Here is a 21,518-nt window from a genome sequence, read left to right as displayed (position 1 = left end):
GAGGCGTTGGAGGCAGGTCGCTTGCCTTACTCCTCGACGATGGTATAGGCGTGGCTGATCTCGACGCCGCCCTGGGCGAGCATGATCGAGGCGCTGCAGTACTTCTCCGCCGACAGTGACACCGCGCGCTCCACCTGTTTTTCCTTGAGGCCGCGGCCGGTGACGGTGAAGTGCACGTGGATCCTGGTGAAGACGCTGGGCACGCTGTCGGCGCGTTCGGCCTCGATGCTGGCCACGCAGTCGCTGACCGGGGCGCGGGACTTCTCGAGGATCTCCAGCACGTCGAAGGAGGTGCAGGCGCCGAGACCCATCAGCAGCATCTCCATCGGGCGTGGGCCGGTGTTGCGGCCGCCGTGGTCCGGCGGGCCGTCGATCACCACGCTGTGACCGCTGCCTGACTCGGCAACGAACTGGCGACCATCGGTCCATTTGACACTGGCTTTCATATCGCGGTCCTTCTGTTTCAGTGAGCGGAGGGCGTGCGTCGTAGCTGGGCATCGAGGGCATAAAGGCGCGCCGGCGTGCCGACATCGACCCAGGTGCCGCGGAAGTGCTGGCCGCGAACCTGGCCCGCATCCATGGCACGCTTGAGCAGCGGCGCCAGGGCGAAAGCGCCCGGCGGCTGGTCGGCGACCAGCGCCGGGTCGAGCAGGCTGAGGCCGGCGAAGGTCAGACGCGGCGAGCCCTCGACGTGGACGCCGCCACGGGCATCGAGATGGAAGTCGCCGGCCGGATGGTGGTCGGGGTTGTCGACCAGCCACAGGTGCGCCAGGCCCCCCTCCAGTGCCGGCATGGCGTCGAGCGCGGCATCACACCAGATATCACCGTTGACCAGCAGGAACGGCGCCTCGCCGAGCAGCGGCAGCGCCTGGCGAATGCCGCCACCGGTCTCCAGCGGCGCCTCCTCGCGGCTCCAGGCGATGCGCACGCCGTAGTCGCTACCGTCGCCCAGCGCCTGGATGATCTGCTCACCGCGGTAGCTGACGTTGATCACGATATCATCGATGCCCGCGGCGGCCAGCCGCTCCAGCTGGTGGACGATCAGCGGCCTGCCGGCCACCGGCAGCAGCGGCTTGGGGCAGTGGTCGGTGAGGGGGCGCATGCGGGTGCCGAACCCGGCAGCCAGGATCATCGCCTTCATTGGTACGCTGCCTCGACGTCGCGTGCCTGCAGCGCGCTTGTCAGCGCCGGCTGGAACTGACCCTGCAGCCAGTCAGCGAGAGCGGCGAACTCGGCGTGGGGCGCCAGGCTATCCTCGAGGTGGGCCACGAAGTGCGGCAGGCGCGCCAGATAACCCGCCTTGTGGTCGCGCAGGGTTAGGCGGCAGAAGATACCCAGTACCTTGAGGCAGCGCTGGGCGGCCATGGCGTCGACCTGGCGGCGAAACGCCTTGGCACCCTCGTCGCTGGTCAGGCGCCCGTCGGCCAGGGCGCGCTGGCGAAACGCCTCGCAGCGCCGCCCGAAATCGTCCAGGTCGAAGCGCCGGTAGCGGCCGCGTAGCAGCGAGATAAGGTCGTAGCTGAGTGGCCCGGCCACGGCGTCCTGGAAGTCGATGACATAGAGTTGCTCGCGGTGGCACATCAGGTTCATGGCGTCGAAATCGCGATGCACCGCGACCCGCGGCTGGGCCAGCGCCATCTCGATCAAGCGCTGACGCCAGACCGGCCACTGGACAGGCGCTGCGAGGTCGACCACCCGAGCCAGGCACCACTCGGGGAACAGGTCGAGCTCGCGGCCGAGCAGGGCGGCATCATAGGCCGGCAGGCCGTCCAGCGGCGCCTGGTTCTGCAGCGCATCGAGCAGCGTTTCGGCGTCATCGTAGGCGGCGTCGCTGAGGCGTGCGTTGAGCGGGGCATCGCCAAGGTCGTCGAGCTCGAGGAAGCCCTGCTCAAGGTCGGCCGCATGGACACGGGGCACCGGCAGGCCGGCGTCGCGCCACTGCTCGGCGATGCGCAGAAAAGGTGCGCTGTCTTCCTGCGCCGGCGGGGCATCCATCAGCATCCGCGTGGTGCCGTCGGGCAGTCTCAGACGGTAGTAGCGGCGAAAACTGGCGTCACCGGCGGCCAGCTGCAGATCGACGCTGCCCGCCGCTAGGCCGTGGCGGGCCGCGCTCCAGTTGGCCAGGGCGGTGAGGCGAGGCGTGTGGGGCATGAAAACTCCTGGTCGAGGGGCCGTGCCGGTGTCAGCGGTTGACGGGCCGCGGGCGCCACCGCATGCTGAGCCAGACGCCAACGGCGATAAGGGCCAGTCGCGGGCGACAGCCGTAACGCGCTCTGTATAATACCGATTTCACTCGCCAAGGACATCGAGAAACATGGGCAAGCGACTCTCCTGGACTGCCCTGGTCGGGCTCGCCAGCGGCTCCGGCCTGTGGGTCATGACGGCCCACGCCGCACCGCCGCCGCCGCTTCCGGCCGAGCGCCTCGACTGGCAGCCGTGGGGAGAGCAGGCCCCGGCCGATGCGCTGTGCCGCGGGCGCTACGTGATGCCCGACTACCGTATCGATGCTGCACCGAGCCCGGAGCAGGCGCGCTCGGAGTCCGACGATGCCAGCTACGGCGAGGATGGCGAGACGATTCTTGGCGGTGAGGTGGTGCTGCGCCGCGGCGAGAGCCAGCTCGAATCACCCCGGGTCAGGGTCAACGCCGAGCGTGATCGCGCCTTCGCCTCGGGGCCGGTGACGCTGCGCGACCGGGGCCTGCTGCTGCGCGGGGATGCCGCCGAGCTGTCGCTGGTCGACGACCAGGCCGAGGTCGATACCGCCCACTACGTCCTGCACGACCAGCGCCTGCGCGGCGGGGCGCAGCGCCTCGAGCGCCTCGACGACGGTCGCTACCGCATGACCGAGGCCAGCTTCACCACCTGCGACCCCGGCGACAACCTATGGCAGCTGGTCGGCAACGACGTGGTTCTCGACGAGGAGAGCGGCTTCGGTACGGCGCGCCACGCGCGGCTCGAGGTGGCCGACGTGCCGGTGTTCTACTGGCCCTGGGTGCGCTTTCCCATTGATGACCGGCGCCAGAGCGGCTTTCTTTGGCCGACCCTGGGGATCTCCAGCAACTCGCTGGACTTCGCCCAGCCCTACTACTTCAATCTGGCGCCCAACTACGACGCCACCCTGACCCCGCGCTGGATCTCCGATCGAGGCCTGCTGCTCGGGGGCGAGTTCCGCTACCTGTTCGACAGCGACGAAGGCCAGATCGAAGGTGCTTACCTGGCCGATGATCAGGGTGGCTCGGCGCGCGATCCCAACAACCCCAGCCGGCGCTTCGAAGGCGAGGATCGCTGGTATATCGATTATCAGCATCAGGGGCGTTTTTCTCCCCAGCTGCGCTACCGGCTGCGCTACGGCGGCGCCAGCGATGGCCGCTACTTCGAGGATTACGGCGGTGACTTCGGCGAGCAGGAGACCGAGAACATGCCGCGCCTGGCGCAGCTCGACTATCGCGGCAGCCTGTGGCGGCTCGAGGCGCGTGCCCAGGGCTTCCAGAAGCTGGAGGACCCGCTGCGCGACCGCGACAAGCCCTTCTATCGGCTCCCCAGCCTGACCGCCAATGCCACCTGGCGCCAGGATAACGGGCTCTATCAGCAGTGGCGCTCCAATGCCACCTACTTCTGGCGCGATGTGGATGAAACCCGCGTGCCGCTGCGCGAGTCGGCGACCGGCGGGCGTGTGCATCTCTCGCCGGCATTCGGCTGGCGGGGCGAGCCGAGCTGGGGGTTTCTCGAGCCGCGTGTGGAGATGCTGCACACCGCCTACGAGGTCGACTATGGCGATCGCCAGACCGACCGCGACACCAGTCTGACACGCACCGTGCCGGTCACCTCCGTGGACGCCGGCCTGATCTTCGAGCGTGAACTCGACGTGCGCGACAACGGCTACCGCCAGACCCTGGAGCCGCGTCTCAACTACGCCTACGTGCCGGCCCGGGACCAGAGCGAGTTTCCCGAGTTCGATACCAATGAGCGAGCCTTCTCCTGGAACCAGCTGTGGTCGCCGCATCGCTTCTCCGGGGCGGATCGGGTTGGTGACCTCAATCGACTCTCCTATGGCGTCAGCACTCGCTTCCTGGCCGATGAAAGCGGACGCGAGCGCTTCTCGCTGGGCGTAGGGCAGGCCACCTACTTCGATGATCGCACCATCGACATGAACGGTGACCCCGACACCCTGCCCCCGGAGAGGAATTTCGAGCGTCGCTACAATGCCACTCGTGACCGCTCGCCGGTGGTGACCCGGCTCGACTGGCAGGTCACCGACCGCTGGAGTGCCGGCTACGAGCTGCTTTACGATGAGCAGCGGCGTCTCACCGAGCGCAACTCGGTAGACCTGCGCTATCGCGATCCGCGCGGCCACGTGTTGAACCTAGGCTACCGCTGGGAACTCGAAGGGTTCGATCCGTCGCTGGATGAAGAGGACCGGCTTGATTACAACCGTGAGGAGTACGATGTCTCCGGTGCCTATCGCATCAGCCCGCGAGTGGACGTGATCGGACGCTTCACGTACGACCATACCAACAGCCGGGCCCTGGAACAGCTGGCCGGGGTGCAGTGGAACGACTGCTGCTACGGGCTGCAGCTGGTGTGGCGTGAATGGGTCGACGACAACGATACGGCGAGGATCGACGATGATTTCACCGATCGCGGTATCTTCCTGCGCTTCGTGTTCAAGGGCTTGGGTGGCGTTGGGCGCGACGCGGACAGCTATTTCGAAGAGGCGATCCCCGGCTATCGGGCGACCCAGTTCTAATGCCGCCGCCGTTGTCCTGGCAACGGCGCATGGATACATCGTGTCCCGCCTAGCAGCGGGACGCCGAGCAGAGAGTCAATGATGAGAGTAAATGAGGTAGCTATGCGCAGTCGACATTCCTCCCCGCGGCTCGCGGTGACAAGCTGGCTGATGCTGGCCATCGGCCTGCTGTTGCTGGCGCCGGCCGCCTGGGCTCAGTCGATTCAGCCGCTCGATCGAATCGTGGCGGTGGTCAACCAGGGCGCGATCATGGCCAGCGAGCTCGAGCAGCGAGTGGAGCAGGCGCGCAGCCAGCTCACCGGTCGCGGCATCGACTCGCCTCCCGACCAGACGCTGCGTCGTCAGGTGCTGGAGCAGATGATCAATGAAGAGATCCAGCTGCAGATGGCGCGCAGCGCCAACCTCAGCGTCGACGACACCGAGCTCAACCGGGCGGTGCGCTCGATCGCCGAGAGCAATAATATGACCCTCGACCAGTTCGCCGATGCGGTGGAGGCGGACGGCCTGAGCCTGGCGGCGGTGCGCGAGGAAGTGCGACGTGAGCTGATCATGCGCGAGCTGCAGCAGCGCCAGGTGGGCAGCCGGGTCAACGTCAGCGAGCGCGAGGTGGATCGCTACCTCGACCAGCAGGGGGCCAACCAGGGGGTGCGCTATCGCCTGGCGCATATCCTGGTGGCGCTACCGCAGTCGCCGACCAGCGACCAGGTAAGCGAGGCCCAGCAGACCATCCAGCGGCTGCGCGGTGAGCTGGAACACGGCGCCGACTTCGCCCAGTTGGCTGCCGCCGAGTCCGACGGCGGCCAGGCTCTCGACGGTGGCGAAATCGGCTGGCGCGAGGCCGGTGAGGTACCCAGCGTGTTCGCCGAGGCGGTGCCGCAGCTCGAGGTGGGGGAGTTCAGCCAGCCGCTGCGCAGCCCCAGCGGCTTCCATATCGTCAAGCTGCTCGATCGTGAGCAGAGCGGCCAGTCGGCCAGCGGCCAGAATCAGCGCGACCAGGCCCGCCAGGCGCTGTTCCAGCGCAAGGCCAACGACGAGTTGGATATCTGGCTGCAGGAAATCCGCGCCGATGCCTTCGTCGAGGTACGCCTGTAAGCATGCGCCCGCTGGTGATCACCGCCGGCGAGCCCGCCGGCATCGGCCCCGACCTGATCCTTGGGCTGGCAGCCGTCGGCGCCCAGGTGGGGCGGCCGTGGCTGGCGATCGGCGATCCCGAGCTGTTTCGCCAGCGTGCCGCGCAGCTCGACCTGGCGGTCGAAGTGGTGGCCCTGGCCGACGGCGAGGCGCCGCAGATGGCGCCGGGGCGGCTATCGCTCTGGCCGGTCGCCCTCAGGGCGCCCTGCCAGGCCGGCACGCTGTCGGTGGCCAATGCCGGGCATGTGCTCGAGTGTCTCGATGTGGCGATTGCGGCCTGCCGCGAAGGGTGCGCGGCTGCGATGGTCACCGCGCCGCTGCACAAGGGCGTGATCATCGAGGCCGGGTGGACGCAGTTCACGGGCCATACCGAGTACCTGCGCGACGCCTGCGGCATCGACGAGGTGGTGATGATGCTGGCCACCGACGATGCGCTGCATGCCCGACAGCCTGGCTGGCAGGGCGACCCCGGGCTGCGGGTGGCGCTGGCCACTACCCACCTGCCGCTGCGCGACGTGGCCGATGCCATTACCCCGGCGTCACTTGGCCGGGTGCTGCGGATTCTCGACCACGACCTGCGCTGCGATTTCGGCATCGCCCGACCGCGCATCGCGGTGTGCGGTCTCAACCCCCACGCCGGCGAGGATGGCCACCTGGGGCGCGAGGAGCTCGAGGTGATCACCCCGACCCTTGAGGCGCTGCGCGGCGAAGGGCTGACCCTGGATGGCCCGCTACCCGCCGACACCCTGTTTACGCCGCGCCATCTGGCCGGCGTCGATGCGGTGCTGGCGATGTATCATGACCAGGGCCTGGCGGTGCTCAAGTACGCCGGCTTCGGTCGCGGTGCCAATATCACCCTGGGCCTGCCGATCGTGCGCACCTCGGTGGATCACGGCACCGCCCTCGATCTCGCTGCCAGCGGAGGCGCCGATGGCGGCAGCCTTGCGGTGGCACTCAATCTGGCTGCCGAGATGGCCGCCGCGCGGGCCGCTAGCGCCTGATCCATGATTTTCGCCTGACCCATAGAGGACGCCAACCCGCATGTCATCTCGCCCTCCCGTACACCGGGCCCGCAAGCGCTTCGGCCAGAACTTTCTGCGCGACCCCGGCATCATCTCGCGCATCGTGCGTGCCATCGCTCCCCGCGACGGCGAGCGCCTGGTCGAGATCGGTCCCGGGCAGGGGGCGCTCACCGAGCCACTGCTGGATGCCGCCGGCGGGCGCCTCGAGGTCATCGAGCTCGACCGCGACCTCATCCCCGGGCTGCGCGTGCAGTTTTTCAACTATCCGGATTTCACGATCCACGAGGGCGATGCGCTGAAATTCGATTTCGCCGCGCTCAAGGGCGACGGCCAGCCGCTGCGGGTGGTGGGTAATTTGCCCTATAACATCTCCACTCCGCTGATCGTGCACCTGCTCGAGCAGCGCGAGGCGATTGCCGACATGCACTTCATGCTGCAGAAGGAGGTGGTCGAGCGGTTGGCGGCAACGCCCGGCGGACCCGACTGGGGGCGACTCTCGGTCATGGCCCAGTACCGCTGCCGGGTCGATTCGCTGTTTGTGGTGCCGCCGGAGGCCTTCGTGCCGCGGCCCAAGGTCGATTCGGCCATCGTGCGCCTGACCCCGCACCCTGAACTGCCGCACCCGGCCCTTGATGAGCGCATGCTGTTCGAAGTGGTGCGCGAAGCCTTTGGCCAGCGCCGCAAGACGCTGCGCAACAATCTCAAGGGGCGCATCACTGCCGAGGCGCTGACGGGCCTGGAGATCGATCCGGCGCGACGCCCCCAGACGCTGCACATCGAGGAGTTCGTGCGCATCGCCAACCACCTGGCGGAGGCCACGCCATGAGCCGCCTGCCATTGCCCAAGGGCGTACACGTCGACGTCGACCCGCAGTACCGTGAGGAGGAGTCCTCGCCCGAAGAGCGGCGTTTCGTGTTCAGCTACACGATCACCGTGCACAACCATTCATCGAGCAGCGTGCAGCTGCTGGCGCGCTACTGGAAGATCACCCAGGGCAGCGGCAAGGTGCAGGAAGTGCGCGGCAAGGGCGTGGTCGGCAAGCAGCCGCTGATCGCTCCGGGGCAGACCTTCCGCTACACCAGCCGGGCGATCCTCGATGGCCCGGTAGGGGTCATGGAGGGCGCCTATACCTGCATCGATACCACCGCCCAGCGGGCCTTCGACGTGGCCATTGCGCCCTTCCGTCTGGCCGGGCCCAATCAGGTACACTGACAGCCGGCTGCCACCGCCGCCGACACCCAAAGCAGAGCAAGGAGAGCACCATGGCGCGCTACGCCGTTGGCGACCTGCAGGGCTGCCACCGCGAATTCGTCGCACTGCTCGAGCGCCTGGCGTTCGACCCGCATCGCGACCAGCTGTGGCTGGCCGGCGACCTGGTCAACCGCGGCCCGGGCTCCCTCGATTGCCTGCGCGAAGTGCGGGCCCTGGGCGACGCGGCGCGCGTGATACTGGGCAACCATGACCTGCATCTGCTGGCGGTGGCGCGGGGTGGCGCGACGCTCAAGCGCAGCGATACCCTTGACGCCATCCTCGCCGCCGCCGACCGCGACTCCCTGCTCGACTGGCTGATGCAGCAGCCGCTGGCGGTGGCCGAGGGCGAGCAGCTGATGGTGCATGCCGGTATCCTGCCGCAGTGGTCTTTGCCGCTGGGGCTGGGGCTGGCCGATGAAGTGCGCCAACGGCTGGGCAGCGAGCATGGCGGGGCCTTCCTCGAGCAGATGTACGGCAACCAGCCGGCCTGCTGGCGTGACGACCTCGACGGCATCGAGCGGCTGCGGGTGATCGTCAACGCCTTTACCCGCATGCGCTTCATCGACGCCGACGGCTGCCTGGACTTTGCCGCCAAGGAGGGCCTCGACTCGGCGCCGCGGGGCTTTGCCCCCTGGTTCAGCTACCCGCGCGCCGACGACCCGCAGATCATCTTCGGCCACTGGGCGGCCCTCGAGGGGCATACGCCAGGCGCTCGGGTGCGCGCCGAGGCCCTGGATACCGGCTGCGTCTGGGGCGGCAGCCTGACGGCGCTCGACCTCGATAGCGGTGAACGTATCAGCGTACCCAGCCAGCAGCGCTGAGACTGCAGCAGCCATGCCACAGGAGACACCCATGAGCGACACCCCCTTCGAGCACCTCGACCCCACCACGCTAGCCGACTGGCTCGACGCCGAGGCCTCGCTGACGCTGGTCGACATTCGCGACCCGATGAGCTTTGCCCAGGGGCACATCCCGGGCAGCCGCCACCTCGACAACGCCAGCGCCGGTGCGCTGCTCGACCAGACGCCCCACGACCGGCCGCTGGTGGTGGTCTGCTACCACGGCCACTCCAGCCAGCAGGCCGCTGCCTGGCTGGCCGGGCAGGGCTATCGACAGGTGTATAGCCTCGACGGCGGCTTCAGCGACTGGGCGCAGCGCCACCCGACCCGGGTGGCGCACTGACAATGGGCGCCGCCAGCGACCGCTACACCGCTGGGCTCGAGGTCTATCGGGTCGGCGGTGCGGTGCGCGATGCACGCCTCGGCTGGCCGGTGTACGACAACGACTGGGTGGTGGTGGGCGCCACCCCGGAGGAGATGCAGCGGCGCGGTTTCAAGCCGGTGGGCCGCGACTTCCCGGTGTTCCTGCATCCGCAGAGTCACGAGGAGTACGCCCTGGCGCGCACCGAGCGCAAGGCCGGTCACGGCTATACCGGCTTCGTGGTGCACGCCAGCCCGGAGGTGACCCTCGAAGAGGATCTGGCGCGCCGCGACCTGACCATCAACGCCATGGCCGAGGATGCCGACGGTGGCCTGGTCGACCCCTTTCACGGCAGCGACGACCTCGAGGCCCGAGTGCTGCGCCATGTGTCGCCGGCCTTTGCCGAGGATCCGCTGCGGGTGCTGCGCGCGGCGCGCTTTCTGGCGCGCTACCAGGGGCTGGGGTTTACCATCGCCGACGAGACCCTGGCGCTGATGCGCGAGCTGGCGGCTAGCGGCGAGCTTGCTCACTTGGTCGCCGAACGCGTCTGGGGGGAAACCGAAAAGGCCCTCGGCGAGCCGCACCCTGCGGCCTACTTCACGATTCTCGATGCCTGTGGCGCCCTGGCACGGCTGATGCCAGAACTCGGCGGCGACTCGGATGAGCTCGCCGCTGCCCTGGCGCGCCTTGCGCGGGTCCCGGAAGAGCCCCTCGACGACCTTGCCGGGGCACTGCCGCGCTGGCGCTGGGCGCGGCTGGTCGAGCACCTCGCCGACGATCAGCGCGACGCCCTGGCCAAGCGCCTGCGGCTGCCCAATGCCTACGTCGACCTGGCGCGGCAGGTGGCGCTGAGCCGCGGGCTATGGCGCCAGGAAAATCCCGATGCAGCGGAGATCCTCAGCTGGCTGGACGCCATTGATGCCTGGCGGCGCGGCGCGCGGGTGGTACCGCTGATCTCGCTGGTCAGCCTCGAGCGCCCTGCGCTGGCCGATGACCTGGCGCTGGCCTGGCGGCTGGCCCAGCAGGTGGTGCCGCGGCTGCTGCTCGAGGAGGGCTATCGCGGCAAGGCGCTGGGCGAGGAGGTGCGGCGGCGGCGCTGGCAGGTGATCGCCGACGCTCTGGTGTGAACTGTTCCCGTGTCGACTAGCGGGCGCTGGAGATGGTCCTGCCCTGCCACACGAAATCCACCGGCCACAGCGGCTGCTGGAGAGCCAGCTCGCTCTCGGCGAAGCGTGCCCAGAGAGTCGCATAGCGCTGGCCATTGAGCGGGTGGTGCTGGTCGGGCAGCAGTTCGGCCAGCGGCCGCAGCACGAAGGCATGTTTGTCGACCTCGTCGCGGGGTAGCGCCACGCCGTCCACCAGGCCGCAGGCATCGCCCACCGTGAGCAGGTCGATGTCGAGGGTGCGCGGGCTGTACTTGGGGCTGTCCTTGCGCCGGCCGTTGGCGTATTCGAGGGTCTTGCACCAGCGCTGCAGTTCGCCCACGCCGAGCTGGGTCTCGAAGGCCGCGACCAGGTTGTAGAAATTGCGCCCATCTTCGAATCCCACCGGCTCGCTCTCGAAGACCCGCGAGATCTGCAGGGCGTCAAAGCCCTCGGCGAGGGCGTCCAGGCACACCCGCACGTGGTGGTCGCGCTGGATATTGCTGCCGATACTGACCGTCACCAGCGCCATCAGGACCACTCCCGCGCGATGCGCACGCCTACCGCGGCCGCCTCGGCCACGGCGCCGGGCTTGCGCACCGTGAGCGTCAGCCCGGCGATGGCGAACTCGTCATGCAGCAGGGTGGCAAGGCGCTCGGCGAAGGTCTCGACCAGGGCGAATGCCTGCTCGTCGGCAAAACGGGCAATGCGCTGGCTGATGGCGGCATAGTCGAGGGTCAGGGTGATATCGTCAGCGGCGGCGGCGGCGCGGATGTCGGTGGCCAGCTCGAGGTCGAGCACCAGCCGCTGGCGGATCTCACGCTCCCAGTCGTAGACCCCTATCACGGTCTCCACTGCCAGTGATTCGATGATCACTCGATCGCTGCGCATCCCTGTCTCCCATCCTGCTGTCTGACGAACGAGCGGCGATTGTACTGTAGCCATGTCGCCAACGATAGGAAGGCACGGCTACCGCTGGGCGGGCAAGGCTGGCAGAATCGAGACATCCTTCGCCGCGGCGCGCTTGCCATGTCGTTAGTCGAACTGCTGATGGTTACCCTGATGCTGATGGCGCTGGCCTATGCCTGCGGCGGCTGGCTGGGGGCGATCAGCGTCTGCCGCTGGGCGGGAGTGCGCGACCCGCGACTGGCCGGGTCGCGTAACCCGGGCTTCTCCAATGTGCTACGCCTGTACGGCGCCCGCCTGGCGTTGGCCACGCTGGCGCTGGATGCCGCCAAGGGCATGCCGGTGCTGTGGTTGGCCAAGGGCGTGGCGCTGCCGGCCTGGGCCCAGGGGCTGGTCGGCCTGGGTGTGCTGCTGGGCCACAGCTATCCGCTGTGGCATCGCTTTCGTGGCGGCAAGGCGGTAGCCAGTGCCTTCGGCGTGCTGCTGGTGCTGACGCCGTGGGTGGCGCTGCTGTGCGCCCTGCTGTGGGCGCTGTTGGCCTGGAGGGTGCGCACTGCTGCGGTGGCGTCGCTGGCCACGGCCTGTCTGGCGCCGCTGGCCAGCTGGTGGCTGGCCCCGGACTACGTGTGGGTGGTCAGTGCCTTCGCGCTGCTGGTGGTGACGCGCCATGTCTGGAATATCCGCCGCCTGGGGCGTGGCGGCGAGCCGCGTCTCGAGCGGCGCACTAACCCGCCGGAGGAGTAAGCGCCGCCAGTGGCCAGCGCGGTACGGCGAGCATGGTGGCGCTGTCGCGTTCGCCGGCCAATAGGCGCTGGGTTCTGAACATAAATAGCGCGATCATTGCGGGGTTGGCGTACTGGCAGGCGGGGTTAGATCCGCCAGCGGCCAGCGCGGTACGGCGAGCATGGTGGCGCTGTCGTGCTCGCCGGCCAGCAGACGTTGGGCTCCCGCATAGGCAATCATGGCGCCGTTGTCGGTGCAGAAGCGCCCGCGCGGGTAGTAGGCCCGGGCTCCGCGCTTGGCGCACTCGCGGTCGAGGCGCTCGCGCAGACGCCGGTTGGCGCTGACGCCGCCGGCCACCACCAGGCGTGACTGGCCGCTGACATCCAGTGCGCGGCGGCACTTGATCACCAGGGTATCCACCACCGCCTCCTCGAAGGCGCGGGCCACGTCGGCACGCGCCTGGTCGTCGAGTTCGCCGGCGGCATCGAGCTGACGGATCGCGGTCAGGGTATGGGTCTTGAGCCCCGAGAAGCTGAAATCGAGCCCCGGGCGATCGGTCATCGGCCGCGGGAAGCGCAGACGCTTGGGGTCACCGTGTTCCGCCAGGCGGGCGATCTGGGGGCCGCCAGGGTAGTCGAGACCCAGCATCTTGGCGGCCTTATCGAAGGCCTCGCCGGCGGCATCGTCCAGCGACTCGCCGAGCAGGCGGTAGCGGCCCAGGCCGAGCACCTCGACCAGCTGGGTGTGGCCGCCCGAGACCAGCAGCGCGACGAACGGAAAGGCCGGGGCATCGGCCTCGAGCATGGGTGCCAGCAAATGCCCCTCCATGTGATGCACGCCGAGTACCGGAATCTGCAGGGCATGTGCCATGCCGTGGGCGGTGGCGGCACCCACCATCAGCGCGCCAACCAGGCCGGGGCCGGCGGTATAGGCGATGCCGTCGAGGTCGTGGCGGCCCAGGCCGGCTTCGCCGAGCACCTCGTCGATCAGCGGCAGCAGGCGCCGGGTGTGGTCGCGGGAGGCCAGCTCCGGCACCACGCCGCCGAAGTCGGCATGCATTGCCACCTGGCTATATAGGGCGTCGGCGAGCAGGCCGCGCTGGCTGTCGAACAGGGCGACGCCGGTTTCGTCGCAGGAGGTCTCGATCCCCAGTACGCGCATCGTGGCTGGCTTCCGTGGTCGCTGTGGGGCGCTTATTCTACGTGCTTTGCGTGGCTGGGGGCAGCGTCTGCTCGGGAAATTTGCAAACCCCGCAGTCGACGACTAGACTACTGTGCGCTGTAAGACTGGGTCGTGCGCCCGGGATGCACTCTTTCTTTCGCTTCTCCCTTTTGCTGCCTTGCCATGTTTCATGGCGAAGCCAGCCAGTGACGAAACGCGTGAGGGACGTGGTCCCCAGGGCGTGCGTTCAAACCGAACTCATGATTCCAAGGTAGGTGAGTGCTTAATGCCTTCTGTCAAAGTACGTGATAACGAGCCGTTCGACGTCGCTCTGCGTCGCTTCAAGCGTTCCTGTGAAAAAGCCGGTGTTCTCTCCGAAGTGCGTCGTCGCGAGCACTATGAGAAGCCGACTGCCGAGCGCAAGCGCAAGGCCGCAGCCGCCGTCAAGCGTCACGCCAAGAAGCTGCAGCGTGAGCGCAAGCGTTTCGAACGGTTGTATTGATCCGTACTGGGAGCGGTCGACGTCGCGTTGACTGACCGTTCCAAGAGGGACGCCAAGCGGCCGCCGATTCGGTGGCCGCTTGTTTTTCACGCGCCGCCCATGCCCAGGCAAGTGCTGGCGTGTGCGTTTCAGGATCGTTGAGGTTCATGGCCGGGCAAATTCCGCAACGCTTCATCGATGATCTGCTGGCCCGCGTCGACGTGGTCGAGGTGGTGGGCGAGCGCGTGCAGCTCAAGAAGAGTGGCCGCAACCATTCGGGCCTGTGTCCGTTTCATCAGGAAAAGTCGCCGTCCTTCACCGTCAGTCAGGACAAGCAGTTCTATCACTGCTTTGGCTGCGGCGCCCACGGCAATGCGCTACGTTTCCTGATGGAGTATGACAACCTGCGCTTCCCCGAAGCGGTCGAGCAGCTGGCTGCGCGACAGGGCATGGAAGTGCCGCGGGAGGGCGCCGACGACCCGCGAGCCCAGGCCCGAGAGAAGAAGCGCAAGCAGGGCGTCAACCTGCTCGAGCTGGCGGCGAGCTTCTTTCGTGAGCGAATGAAGATGCCCGAAGGGCAGGCGGCGCGCGGCTACCTCGAGCGTCGCGGCCTGTCGCCCCAGGTGGTCGAGGAGTACGGCATCGGCTTTGCTCCCAACGACTGGGAGGCGCTGAAGCGCCATCTGGGTGAGCAGGGCATCAGCGAAGCGGTACAGATAGAGTACGGGTTGCTGGTGCACCGCGAAGATAGCGGCCGCACCTATGATCGCTTTCGCGATCGGGTGATGTTCCCGATCCGCGACGTCAAGGGCAATACCATCGCCTTCGGTGGGCGGGTGCTGGGTGACGCCAAGCCCAAGTACCTGAACTCGCCGGAAACGCCGGTGTTTCACAAGGGGCGCGAGCTCTACGGCCTCTTTGAGGCGCGTCAGGCCCATCGCCAGCTGGAACGGGTGCTGATCGTCGAGGGCTACATGGACGTGGTGGCGCTGGCGCAGTTCGGCATTCGCAACGCGGTCGCCACCCTCGGCACCTCGACCAGCGAGGACCATCTGACGCGGTTGTTCCGCATGGTCGACGAGGTGGTGTTCTGCTTCGACGGCGATCGCGCCGGTCGGCAGGCCGCCACCCGGGCGCTGGAAACGGTGCTGCCGATGATGATCGACGGTCGCCAGGCGCGCTTCCTGTTCCTGCCCGAGGGCGAGGATCCGGACACGCTGGTGCGCAACGAAGGCGCCGAGGGTTTTCAGGATCGCGTGGTCTGCGCCAGCCCGCTCTCGGAGTTCCTGTTCGATCAGGCGGCGGCGGGGCGGGACCTGGCGCGCATCGAGGAGCGCGAGCGCTACGCCAGCCAGGTGCTCAAGGCGTTGGCCAGGCTGCCGGAAGGAGTGCTCAAGTCGCTGCTGCTGAGTGAGCTGGCCAAGCGCACCGGCGTCGAGCAGGCGCGCTTCGAGGCGCTGCTGGCCACGCCCGAGTCGTCCGTCGAGCCGCCGCCGGCCGCTGCCGAGCCTCATGAAGCGAGGCGCCGCGAGAGTCCTGCGCCGTCGCGGGGCGCGCTAAGCCTGGCGGCGCGGGCGCTGCAGCTGCTGGTGCATGAGCCGGGGCTGGTGGAGAGGCTGCCGGAGGGGGACGACTGGTGCCCCGAGGGTGATCCGGACGGTGTGCTGTGTCGCGAGGTGATCGCGCTGATCCGCGCCGGCGGCTACCGCAGCGCCCAGGTGCTGCTGGCGCACTTTCACGGTAGCCAGGAGGGCGAGCGGCTGGCGGCGCTGGCGCATCGTGAGCTGCTGATCCCCCGCGTCAATCGCGGCGCCGAGCTGGATGGCCTGGTGGCCTATTTCCAGCGCAATCGGCAGCAGCCGACGCGCCAGCAGGAAATCGATGCATTGCTGGGAAGAAAGCGTCAGGGAGAGACGTTGACGGCCGAGGAGCGGCGTCGCCTCATGACCTTGTTGTCTGAGGCAGAGAAGTGAACGGCCAAGGTGTTTATTGGCGCCAGGGTTGAATTGTTGCCAAGCATCACCATCTAAGGGGGAGCTGGGCAACGCTGGCGCGAGCCTAACCGAACAACCTAACACACCTGAACGTTGGCGCAAACGCATCACTGGCGGACCCCTATGGCTAGCAGCTATACTGGTCGGCTTTACGATTTTCTTCGCCTACCCGTTTGGGTGCTTCATTCTTCTTCGTCGAGATAGGGTTTCTATGGCTGGAAATGCGCAGCAGCAGTCACGTCTGAAGGAGTTGATCGCGCGCGGCAAGGAGCAGGGCTTCCTGACCTATGCCGAGGTCAACGACCACCTTCCCGAGGATATCGCCGACCCGGATCAAGTGGAAGACATCATCGGCATGATCAACGACATGGGCATCAGCGTCGTTGAAGAAGCCCCCGATGAAGACACCTTGATGATGTCCGATCACTCCACCGACGAGCAGGCTGCCGAAGAAGCGGTGGCGGCGCTCGCCGCGGTGGAGAGCGACGTGGGCCGCACCACCGACCCGGTGCGCATGTACATGCGCGAAATGGGTACCGTAGAGCTGTTGACCCGCGAAGGCGAGATCGAGATCGCCAAGCGCATCGAGGAAGGCACCCGCGAGGTGATGTCGGCGCTGGCCTATCTGCCCGGTGCGGTGGAGTCGATTCTCGAGATCTATGACGGCACCCAGGACGAGGAGGCACCGGGCCGCCTGTCCGATCTGTTCTCCGGCTTCATCGATCCCGACGAGGGCATTCCCGGGGTGGCCGAGGCCGAAGTGCCTGAGCCGGAACCCGAGTCCGAGCTCGACGAAGATGACGACGAGGAAGACGACGAAAGCAGCAACGAAGGCGGTCCCGACCCTGAGGAGGCACGCGCGCGTTTCGAGCAGATCCGCGAGCAGAACGCCTTGGTCCAGGCGGCCATCGCCAAGCATGGTCGCACGTCCAAGCAGGCACTCGAGGAGCAGGCGCGACTGGCCGAGCTGTTCTCGCCGATCAAGCTGGTGCCCAAGCACTTCGAGCGCCTGGTGGGCCAGGTGAGGATCAGCGTCGAGCAGGTCCGCGAGCAGGAAAAGGCCATCATGCAGGTGTTCGTCAAGCGCGGTAAGGTGCCACGCAAGACCTTCATCAAGTCGTTCCCCGGCAACGAGTCGCGCAGTGACTGGATGGACGACTTCCTGGCCGCCAACGCCAAGTTCAGTGATCGTCTCGCCCCGTTCCGCAGCGATATCGCCCGCGCCCAGCGCAAGATCGCCTTCGAGGAAGACATGGTCCAGCTGCCGGTGGGCGAGCTCAAGGAGGTCAATCGCCGGCTGTCGATCGGCGAAGCCAAGGCGCGCCGGGCGAAGAAAGAGATGGTCGAGGCCAACCTGCGCCTGGTGATCTCGATTGCCAAGAAGTACACCAACCGCGGCCTGCAGTTCCTGGATCTGATCCAGGAGGGCAATATCGGCTTGATGAAGGCGGTGGACAAGTTCGAATACCGCCGCGGCTACAAGTTCTCGACCTATGCCACCTGGTGGATTCGTCAGGCGATCACGCGCTCCATCGCTGACCAGGCGCGTACCATCCGCATCCCGGTGCACATGATCGAGACCATCAACAAGCTCAATCGTGTGTCGCGCCAGATGCTGCAGGAGATGGGCCGCGAGCCGACCCCGGAAGAGCTCGGCGAGCGCCTCGAAATGCCCGAGGACAAGGTGCGCAAGGTGCTCAAGATCGCCAAGGAGCCGATCTCCATGGAGACGCCGATCGGTGACGACGACGACTCGCACCTGGGCGACTTCATCGAGGATGGCACCATGCTGCTGCCCATCGATTCGGCCACCGGCGAAGGCTTGATCGAGGCCACCCGTAACGTGCTCGGCGGCCTCACCGCCCGAGAGGCCAAGGTGCTGCGCATGCGCTTCGGTATCGACATGAACACCGATCACACCCTCGAGGAGGTCGGCAAGCAGTTCGACGTTACCCGCGAGCGGATCCGTCAGATCGAAGCCAAGGCGCTGCGCAAGCTGCGTCATCCGAGCCGCTCGGAGCCGCTGCGTTCGTTCCTCGACGAATAACGCCGCCTAGCGCCTCACCCAAGACGCCCGTCGCCGCAAGGTGGCGGGCGTCTTGCGTTGTGCCGCGGGTCGATTACGCCTGCGCAGGCGTCGAGCGCCGGGCCTCCTCTACCAACCAGTCGTGTACCGCCAACACGCGGCGATCGTCCAGTGCCCCCTGGGCGTGGACGATGCCGTAGCGCTTGCCGGTGGCCACGCGCTGGGGGAAGGGGGCGATCAGCGCGCCGCTCTTGAGTTCGCCGGTGATCAGCGTCTGGCGGGCAATGGCCACGCCCATGCCGGAGATGGCCGCCTCCATGGTCAGCTGGTTGCGATTGAAGGTGTAGCCGCGGCGTACGTTGACGTGGGGCGCTTCGATGGCGTGCAGATAGTGCTCCCACTCGGCATAGTCGTGACTACCGCGCCAGGCGGTGACGTCGTGGAGCAGCGGGTACCAGGCCAGGTCCTCGGGCGCGGACAGCGAGGGCTTGCCGCGCAGCAGCGCCGGTGCACAAACCGGAAAGATCACTTCGTCCATCAGCGGGGTGATGGCGAGCCCCGGGTAGTGGCCGTCGTTGAGATCCAGGGCCAGATCGTAGTCGCCGTCGCGCAGCGAGATGTTGCTGTCCTCGGCGACCACCTGCAGCTCGATGTCGGGGAAGCGTGCCTGCAGGCGTGGCAGGCGTGGCATCAACCACTTGGCCAGGAACGACGGCACGCTGCGCAGGCGCAGGATGCCGCTCATGACACCGCTGCGCAGACGCCTCACCTCCAGCCCCACCGATTGATAGGCATCGTCGACCACCGCCGCCAGCCGGCGCCCTTCGTCGGTCAGCTCCAGCTGCCGCGGCCGGCGTCGGAACAGCTTGAAGCCGAGGCGCTCCTCGAGCTGCTTGATCTGCTGGCTGACGGCACCGGTGGTGACGTGCAGCTCCTCGGCGGCGCGGGTGAAGGAGAGGTGACGGGCGCTGACCGCGAAGACCTTCAGCCAGGCGTGGGTCTGGGCATTGAGTGAACGGCTCATGGTTTAGTTTAAGTATATCCAAGGCAAGATATTCTCGATTGTCGCCCATCGCATCCTGATTGAACATGGCTTCCATGCGTAGGCTATCCTTGATAGGCAAGATGCGTTGCTACCGAGGTTTAGTCAAACTGATCTAAAGGCCCGAGGGCCAAGTGGGGAGCCGAGCGATGTCCATCAGCGTGTTCGACCTGTTCAAGATCGGCGTCGGGCCGTCGAGTTCGCATACCGTGGGGCCGATGCGCGCCGCCTGCGATTTCGTCAACGAGCTCCGTGAGCGAGCGCTGCTCGAACGGGTGGCGCGTATCGAGGTGCATCTCTATGGCTCGCTGTCGGCCACCGGCGAGGGGCACGGCACCGACCGTGCGGTGATCATGGGGCTGATGGGCGAGCAGCCCGACCGCATCGACCCTGCCGTCATCGGACCCTGCATCGAGGAGTTGCTCGAGTCCCACAGTCTGCTGCTCGACAACCGCCTGGCAGTTCCTTTCCTGTGGACCCGCGACCTGCAGTGGCACGACGAGTGCCTGCCGCATCACCCCAATGCCATGCGCCTGGTCGCCCATGGCCATAGCGAGCCGCTGTATCAGAATACCTACTACTCGGTGGGCGGCGGCTTCGTGATTGATGAGCGTCAGGCCCAGGCTGGCGAACTGGATAGCGACACCACCGCGCTGCCCTATGACTTCAACTCCGCGGCCGAGCTGATGGCCCTGTGCCGGCTGCATGACCTGCGCATCAGCGAGCTGATGCTCGAGAACGAGAAGGCCTGGCGCAGCGAGGCCGAGATCCGCGACGGTCTGTGGCAGATCTGGCAGGCCATGCGCGCCTGCGTGGATAGCGGCCTGGCCGCCGAGGGCGTGCTGCCTGGCGGGCTCAACGTAAAGCGCCGGGCAGCGGCCCTGCATCGCCGCCTGCTGGCGGTGGGCGAGAGTCCCAGCCTGATAGCCACGACCTTCTCGGCGATGGACTGGGTCAACGTCTTCGCCCTGGCGGTCAACGAAGAGAATGCCGCTGGCGGGCGCATGGTTACCGCGCCCACCAACGGCGCGGCGGGCATCATCCCTGCCGTGCTGCACTACTACATGAAATTCCAGCCCGACGCCTGCGAACGCGACGTGGTCGACTTCCTGCTCGCCGCCGGGGCGGTAGGGATCCTGTGCAAGAAGAACGCCTCGATCTCGGGGGCCGAGGTGGGCTGCCAGGGCGAAGTGGGCTCGGCCTGCGCCATGGCCGCCGCCGGCTTGGCCGAGCTGATGGGCGGCAGCGTCGGCCAGGTGGAGAACGCCGCCGAGATCGGCCTGGAGCACAACCTGGGGCTGACCTGCGACCCGGTGGGCGGACTGGTGCAAGTGCCGTGCATCGAGCGCAACGCCATCGCCTCGGTCAAGGCGATCAACGCTGCCCAGATGGCGATGCGCGGCGACGGCGAGCACTTCATCTCGCTGGACAAGGTGATCCGCACCATGCGCGACACCGGCGCCGACATGCAGGAGAAGTACAAGGAAACCTCCCGCGGCGGTCTCGCCGTCAACGCCATCGAGTGCTGATTCCCCCCCGGGCGCCAAGCGGCGCCCCTTGGGCCATCGACGCTAAGCGGCTGTCGTGGAGGGCCGGCGTGAGGCGAGGTACTCCGGCCGCGGCTGGTCGGCAGCGAAAGGAGCCACCAGCGCATTGTCGACGCTGTTGTAGACGCAGAACAGGTTGGCGCGCGGCCACGGCGAAAGATTGGCGTTGGACGCGTGCAGTGTGTTGCAGTCGAATAGCAGCAATGAGCCGGCCGGCCCTTTCGGCGCCTGGATGCCGTGCTGCTTGATCACCCCGTCTAGCGTCTGATAATCCGGCACGCCGAACGCCTGGGCCTTGAGCGACTCCTGCCAGTGGTTGGGCGGTGTCCGCCCCACGGTGGGGATGAACTGCCGGTGTGACCCCGGTACCAGCATCAGCGGCCCGTTGAACTCTAGGTTGTCGGTTAGCATCAGCGAGGCGCTGATCGCTCGCATGCCGGGCATGCCATCCTCGGCGTGCCAGGTCTCGAAATCCGAGTGCCACTCGAATCCACTGCCCTGGAAGCCGGCCTTGTCGTTGATCCGCGATTGATGGATATAGACGTCGCCGCCTAATAGCTGCCGAATCATGTCGAGCAGTCGCGGCTGGCCGAACAGTCTGGCGAAACGCTGCGATAGCTCATGCATGGCAAATACCGAGCGCACGGCCCCCGAGCGTGGGTCACGGATCAAGCGTTCGTCGTCATGCAGTGCCGGGTCATCCTCCAGCGCAGCGAGCTCATCGAAGAACGGTGCGACCTCGGCGGTGTCGAAGAACCCTTCGAACCACAGAAATCCGTCGCGCTCGAAGCGTTCCAGGTGCCCCTGGTCGAGTGGCCCGGCCGGGCGGTCGGTATGGATTATCGGGCAGCGGCGCGGGATGGGGGCTGCTGGCCTATCGAGGCGGGTTGGATAGAAGTCGGTTGTATGTGAATTATGGGATATAGTAGAGAATGTTGCTGACTCGTAAGTCATGGCAGAACTCCTTGTATTGATCGTGTCATTCCGGACACTGAACTGACATGGCCTGCCATGCTGACGCGAGCGTCGAGAGATGGATATAACGCAAGTTATTAAGAATCAATACTATTGGTAGAGCGCCCGTCAGCCATTCCGGCATTGCCGCCAGCGCCGACAGCAGTGCTCGATATCGTCATCAGGGGAGA

21 protein-coding genes are annotated in these 21,518 nt (G+C 67.0%); 13 read left to right on the top strand and 8 right to left on the bottom strand.

Annotated elements, in window-relative coordinates:
* Positions 1-26 precede the first annotated feature (26 nt).
* Genes QC821_RS04910 through QC821_RS04900 form a run of 3 tightly spaced genes read right to left on the bottom strand, consistent with a single transcriptional unit; the run spans position 27 to position 2,151 of the window.
* The gene (locus QC821_RS04910; RefSeq protein ID WP_076746554.1) at positions 27-446 is read right to left on the bottom strand and encodes an OsmC family protein; all 420 of its coding nucleotides are present in this window, start codon (positions 444-446) and stop codon (positions 27-29) included.
* Positions 447-463: 17 nt separating this feature from the next.
* Positions 464-1,141, bottom strand: coding sequence for an N-acetylmuramate alpha-1-phosphate uridylyltransferase MurU (gene murU / locus QC821_RS04905; protein ID WP_309717813.1), 678 nt, complete (start codon positions 1,139-1,141; stop codon positions 464-466).
* The gene (locus QC821_RS04900) at positions 1,138-2,151 is read right to left on the bottom strand and encodes an aminoglycoside phosphotransferase family protein (protein ID WP_309717810.1); all 1,014 of its coding nucleotides are present in this window, start codon (positions 2,149-2,151) and stop codon (positions 1,138-1,140) included. The genes murU and QC821_RS04900 overlap by 4 nt, the downstream gene beginning before the upstream one ends.
* Positions 2,152-2,314: 163 nt before the next feature.
* Between QC821_RS04900 and QC821_RS04895 the strand changes: the two genes are divergently transcribed.
* The 8 genes from QC821_RS04895 (at position 2,315) to QC821_RS04860 (ending at position 10,478) form a co-directional block, all read left to right on the top strand.
* On the top strand, positions 2,315-4,747 hold the full coding sequence (locus QC821_RS04895) for an LPS-assembly protein LptD (RefSeq protein ID WP_309717808.1): 2,433 nt from the start codon (positions 2,315-2,317) through the stop codon (positions 4,745-4,747).
* 102 nt (positions 4,748-4,849) lie between these two features.
* Positions 4,850-5,839, top strand: a complete 990-nt coding sequence (locus QC821_RS04890; RefSeq protein WP_309717805.1) for a peptidylprolyl isomerase — start codon at positions 4,850-4,852, stop codon at positions 5,837-5,839.
* Positions 5,840-5,841: 2 nt separating this feature from the next.
* On the top strand, positions 5,842-6,879 hold the full coding sequence (pdxA, locus tag QC821_RS04885; protein ID WP_309717802.1) for a 4-hydroxythreonine-4-phosphate dehydrogenase PdxA: 1,038 nt from the start codon (positions 5,842-5,844) through the stop codon (positions 6,877-6,879).
* Positions 6,880-6,919: 40 nt separating this feature from the next.
* Positions 6,920-7,726, top strand: a complete 807-nt coding sequence (gene rsmA / locus QC821_RS04880; RefSeq protein WP_309717798.1) for a 16S rRNA (adenine(1518)-N(6)/adenine(1519)-N(6))-dimethyltransferase RsmA — start codon at positions 6,920-6,922, stop codon at positions 7,724-7,726.
* Positions 7,723-8,112, top strand: coding sequence for a Co2+/Mg2+ efflux protein ApaG (apaG, locus tag QC821_RS04875; RefSeq protein WP_309717795.1), 390 nt, complete (start codon positions 7,723-7,725; stop codon positions 8,110-8,112). The genes rsmA and apaG overlap by 4 nt, the downstream gene beginning before the upstream one ends.
* Positions 8,113-8,162: 50 nt before the next feature.
* Positions 8,163-8,972 carry a symmetrical bis(5'-nucleosyl)-tetraphosphatase gene (locus tag QC821_RS04870; RefSeq protein ID WP_309717792.1) on the top strand — a complete coding sequence of 270 codons (810 nt, stop codon included), beginning with the start codon at positions 8,163-8,165 and terminating at the stop codon, positions 8,970-8,972.
* A 31-nt stretch (positions 8,973-9,003) separates the two neighbouring features.
* The gene (gene glpE / locus QC821_RS04865; protein ID WP_309717789.1) at positions 9,004-9,333 is read left to right on the top strand and encodes a thiosulfate sulfurtransferase GlpE; all 330 of its coding nucleotides are present in this window, start codon (positions 9,004-9,006) and stop codon (positions 9,331-9,333) included.
* A 2-nt stretch (positions 9,334-9,335) separates the two neighbouring features.
* Entirely contained in the window at positions 9,336-10,478 is a 1,143-nt protein-coding gene (locus QC821_RS04860; protein ID WP_309717786.1) for a tRNA nucleotidyltransferase/poly(A) polymerase-related protein, read from the top strand.
* 16 nt (positions 10,479-10,494) lie between these two features.
* Here QC821_RS04860 and folK read toward each other — a convergent pair whose 3' ends face one another.
* Both folK and folB read right to left on the bottom strand, forming a co-directional pair.
* Positions 10,495-11,025: a 2-amino-4-hydroxy-6-hydroxymethyldihydropteridine diphosphokinase gene (gene folK / locus QC821_RS04855; RefSeq protein WP_309717783.1), complete on the bottom strand. Its 531-nt coding sequence runs from the start codon at positions 11,023-11,025 to the stop codon at positions 10,495-10,497.
* Complete coding sequence (gene folB / locus QC821_RS04850; protein ID WP_309717780.1) at positions 11,025-11,384, bottom strand: dihydroneopterin aldolase; 360 nt, start codon at positions 11,382-11,384, stop codon at positions 11,025-11,027. Before folB ends, folK begins: the two co-directional genes overlap by 1 nt.
* A 138-nt stretch (positions 11,385-11,522) precedes the next feature.
* Here folB and plsY point away from each other — a divergent pair, with 138 nt between their 5' ends.
* Complete coding sequence (gene plsY, locus QC821_RS04845) at positions 11,523-12,143, top strand: glycerol-3-phosphate 1-O-acyltransferase PlsY (RefSeq protein ID WP_309717777.1); 621 nt, start codon at positions 11,523-11,525, stop codon at positions 12,141-12,143.
* A 93-nt stretch (positions 12,144-12,236) separates the two neighbouring features.
* Here plsY and tsaD read toward each other — a convergent pair whose 3' ends face one another.
* Positions 12,237-13,283 carry a tRNA (adenosine(37)-N6)-threonylcarbamoyltransferase complex transferase subunit TsaD gene (gene tsaD / locus QC821_RS04840; RefSeq protein ID WP_309717774.1) on the bottom strand — a complete coding sequence of 349 codons (1,047 nt, stop codon included), beginning with the start codon at positions 13,281-13,283 and terminating at the stop codon, positions 12,237-12,239.
* A gap of 286 nt (positions 13,284-13,569) precedes the next feature.
* On the opposite strand from tsaD, the gene rpsU reads away from it, so the two are divergent.
* The 3 genes from rpsU to rpoD all read left to right on the top strand — a co-directional run bounded on the left by rpsU (position 13,570) and on the right by rpoD (position 17,805).
* Positions 13,570-13,785: a 30S ribosomal protein S21 gene (gene rpsU / locus QC821_RS04835; protein ID WP_016416934.1), complete on the top strand. Its 216-nt coding sequence runs from the start codon at positions 13,570-13,572 to the stop codon at positions 13,783-13,785.
* Positions 13,786-13,931: 146 nt separating this feature from the next.
* The gene (dnaG, locus tag QC821_RS04830; RefSeq protein WP_309717771.1) at positions 13,932-15,737 is read left to right on the top strand and encodes a DNA primase; all 1,806 of its coding nucleotides are present in this window, start codon (positions 13,932-13,934) and stop codon (positions 15,735-15,737) included.
* 232 nt (positions 15,738-15,969) lie between these two features.
* Positions 15,970-17,805, top strand: coding sequence for an RNA polymerase sigma factor RpoD (gene rpoD, locus QC821_RS04825; RefSeq protein ID WP_309717769.1), 1,836 nt, complete (start codon positions 15,970-15,972; stop codon positions 17,803-17,805).
* A gap of 73 nt (positions 17,806-17,878) precedes the next feature.
* On the opposite strand, the gene QC821_RS04820 is transcribed toward rpoD, so the two are convergent.
* On the bottom strand, positions 17,879-18,808 hold the full coding sequence (locus QC821_RS04820; protein WP_309717766.1) for a LysR substrate-binding domain-containing protein: 930 nt from the start codon (positions 18,806-18,808) through the stop codon (positions 17,879-17,881).
* A 167-nt stretch (positions 18,809-18,975) separates the two neighbouring features.
* Here QC821_RS04820 and QC821_RS04815 point away from each other — a divergent pair, with 167 nt between their 5' ends.
* A complete protein-coding gene (locus QC821_RS04815) occupies positions 18,976-20,355 on the top strand; it encodes an L-serine ammonia-lyase (protein WP_309717763.1) in 1,380 nt (459 codons plus the stop codon).
* Positions 20,356-20,397: 42 nt separating this feature from the next.
* Here QC821_RS04815 and thpD read toward each other — a convergent pair whose 3' ends face one another.
* Complete coding sequence (thpD, locus tag QC821_RS04810) at positions 20,398-21,327, bottom strand: ectoine hydroxylase (protein ID WP_309717760.1); 930 nt, start codon at positions 21,325-21,327, stop codon at positions 20,398-20,400.
* Positions 21,328-21,518: the final 191 nt, after the last annotated feature.

Source organism: Franzmannia qiaohouensis (assembly GCF_031451695.1).
Classification (GTDB): domain Bacteria; phylum Pseudomonadota; class Gammaproteobacteria; order Pseudomonadales; family Halomonadaceae; genus Franzmannia; species Franzmannia qiaohouensis.
This window is presented reverse-complemented; position numbering and strand designations above follow the sequence as displayed.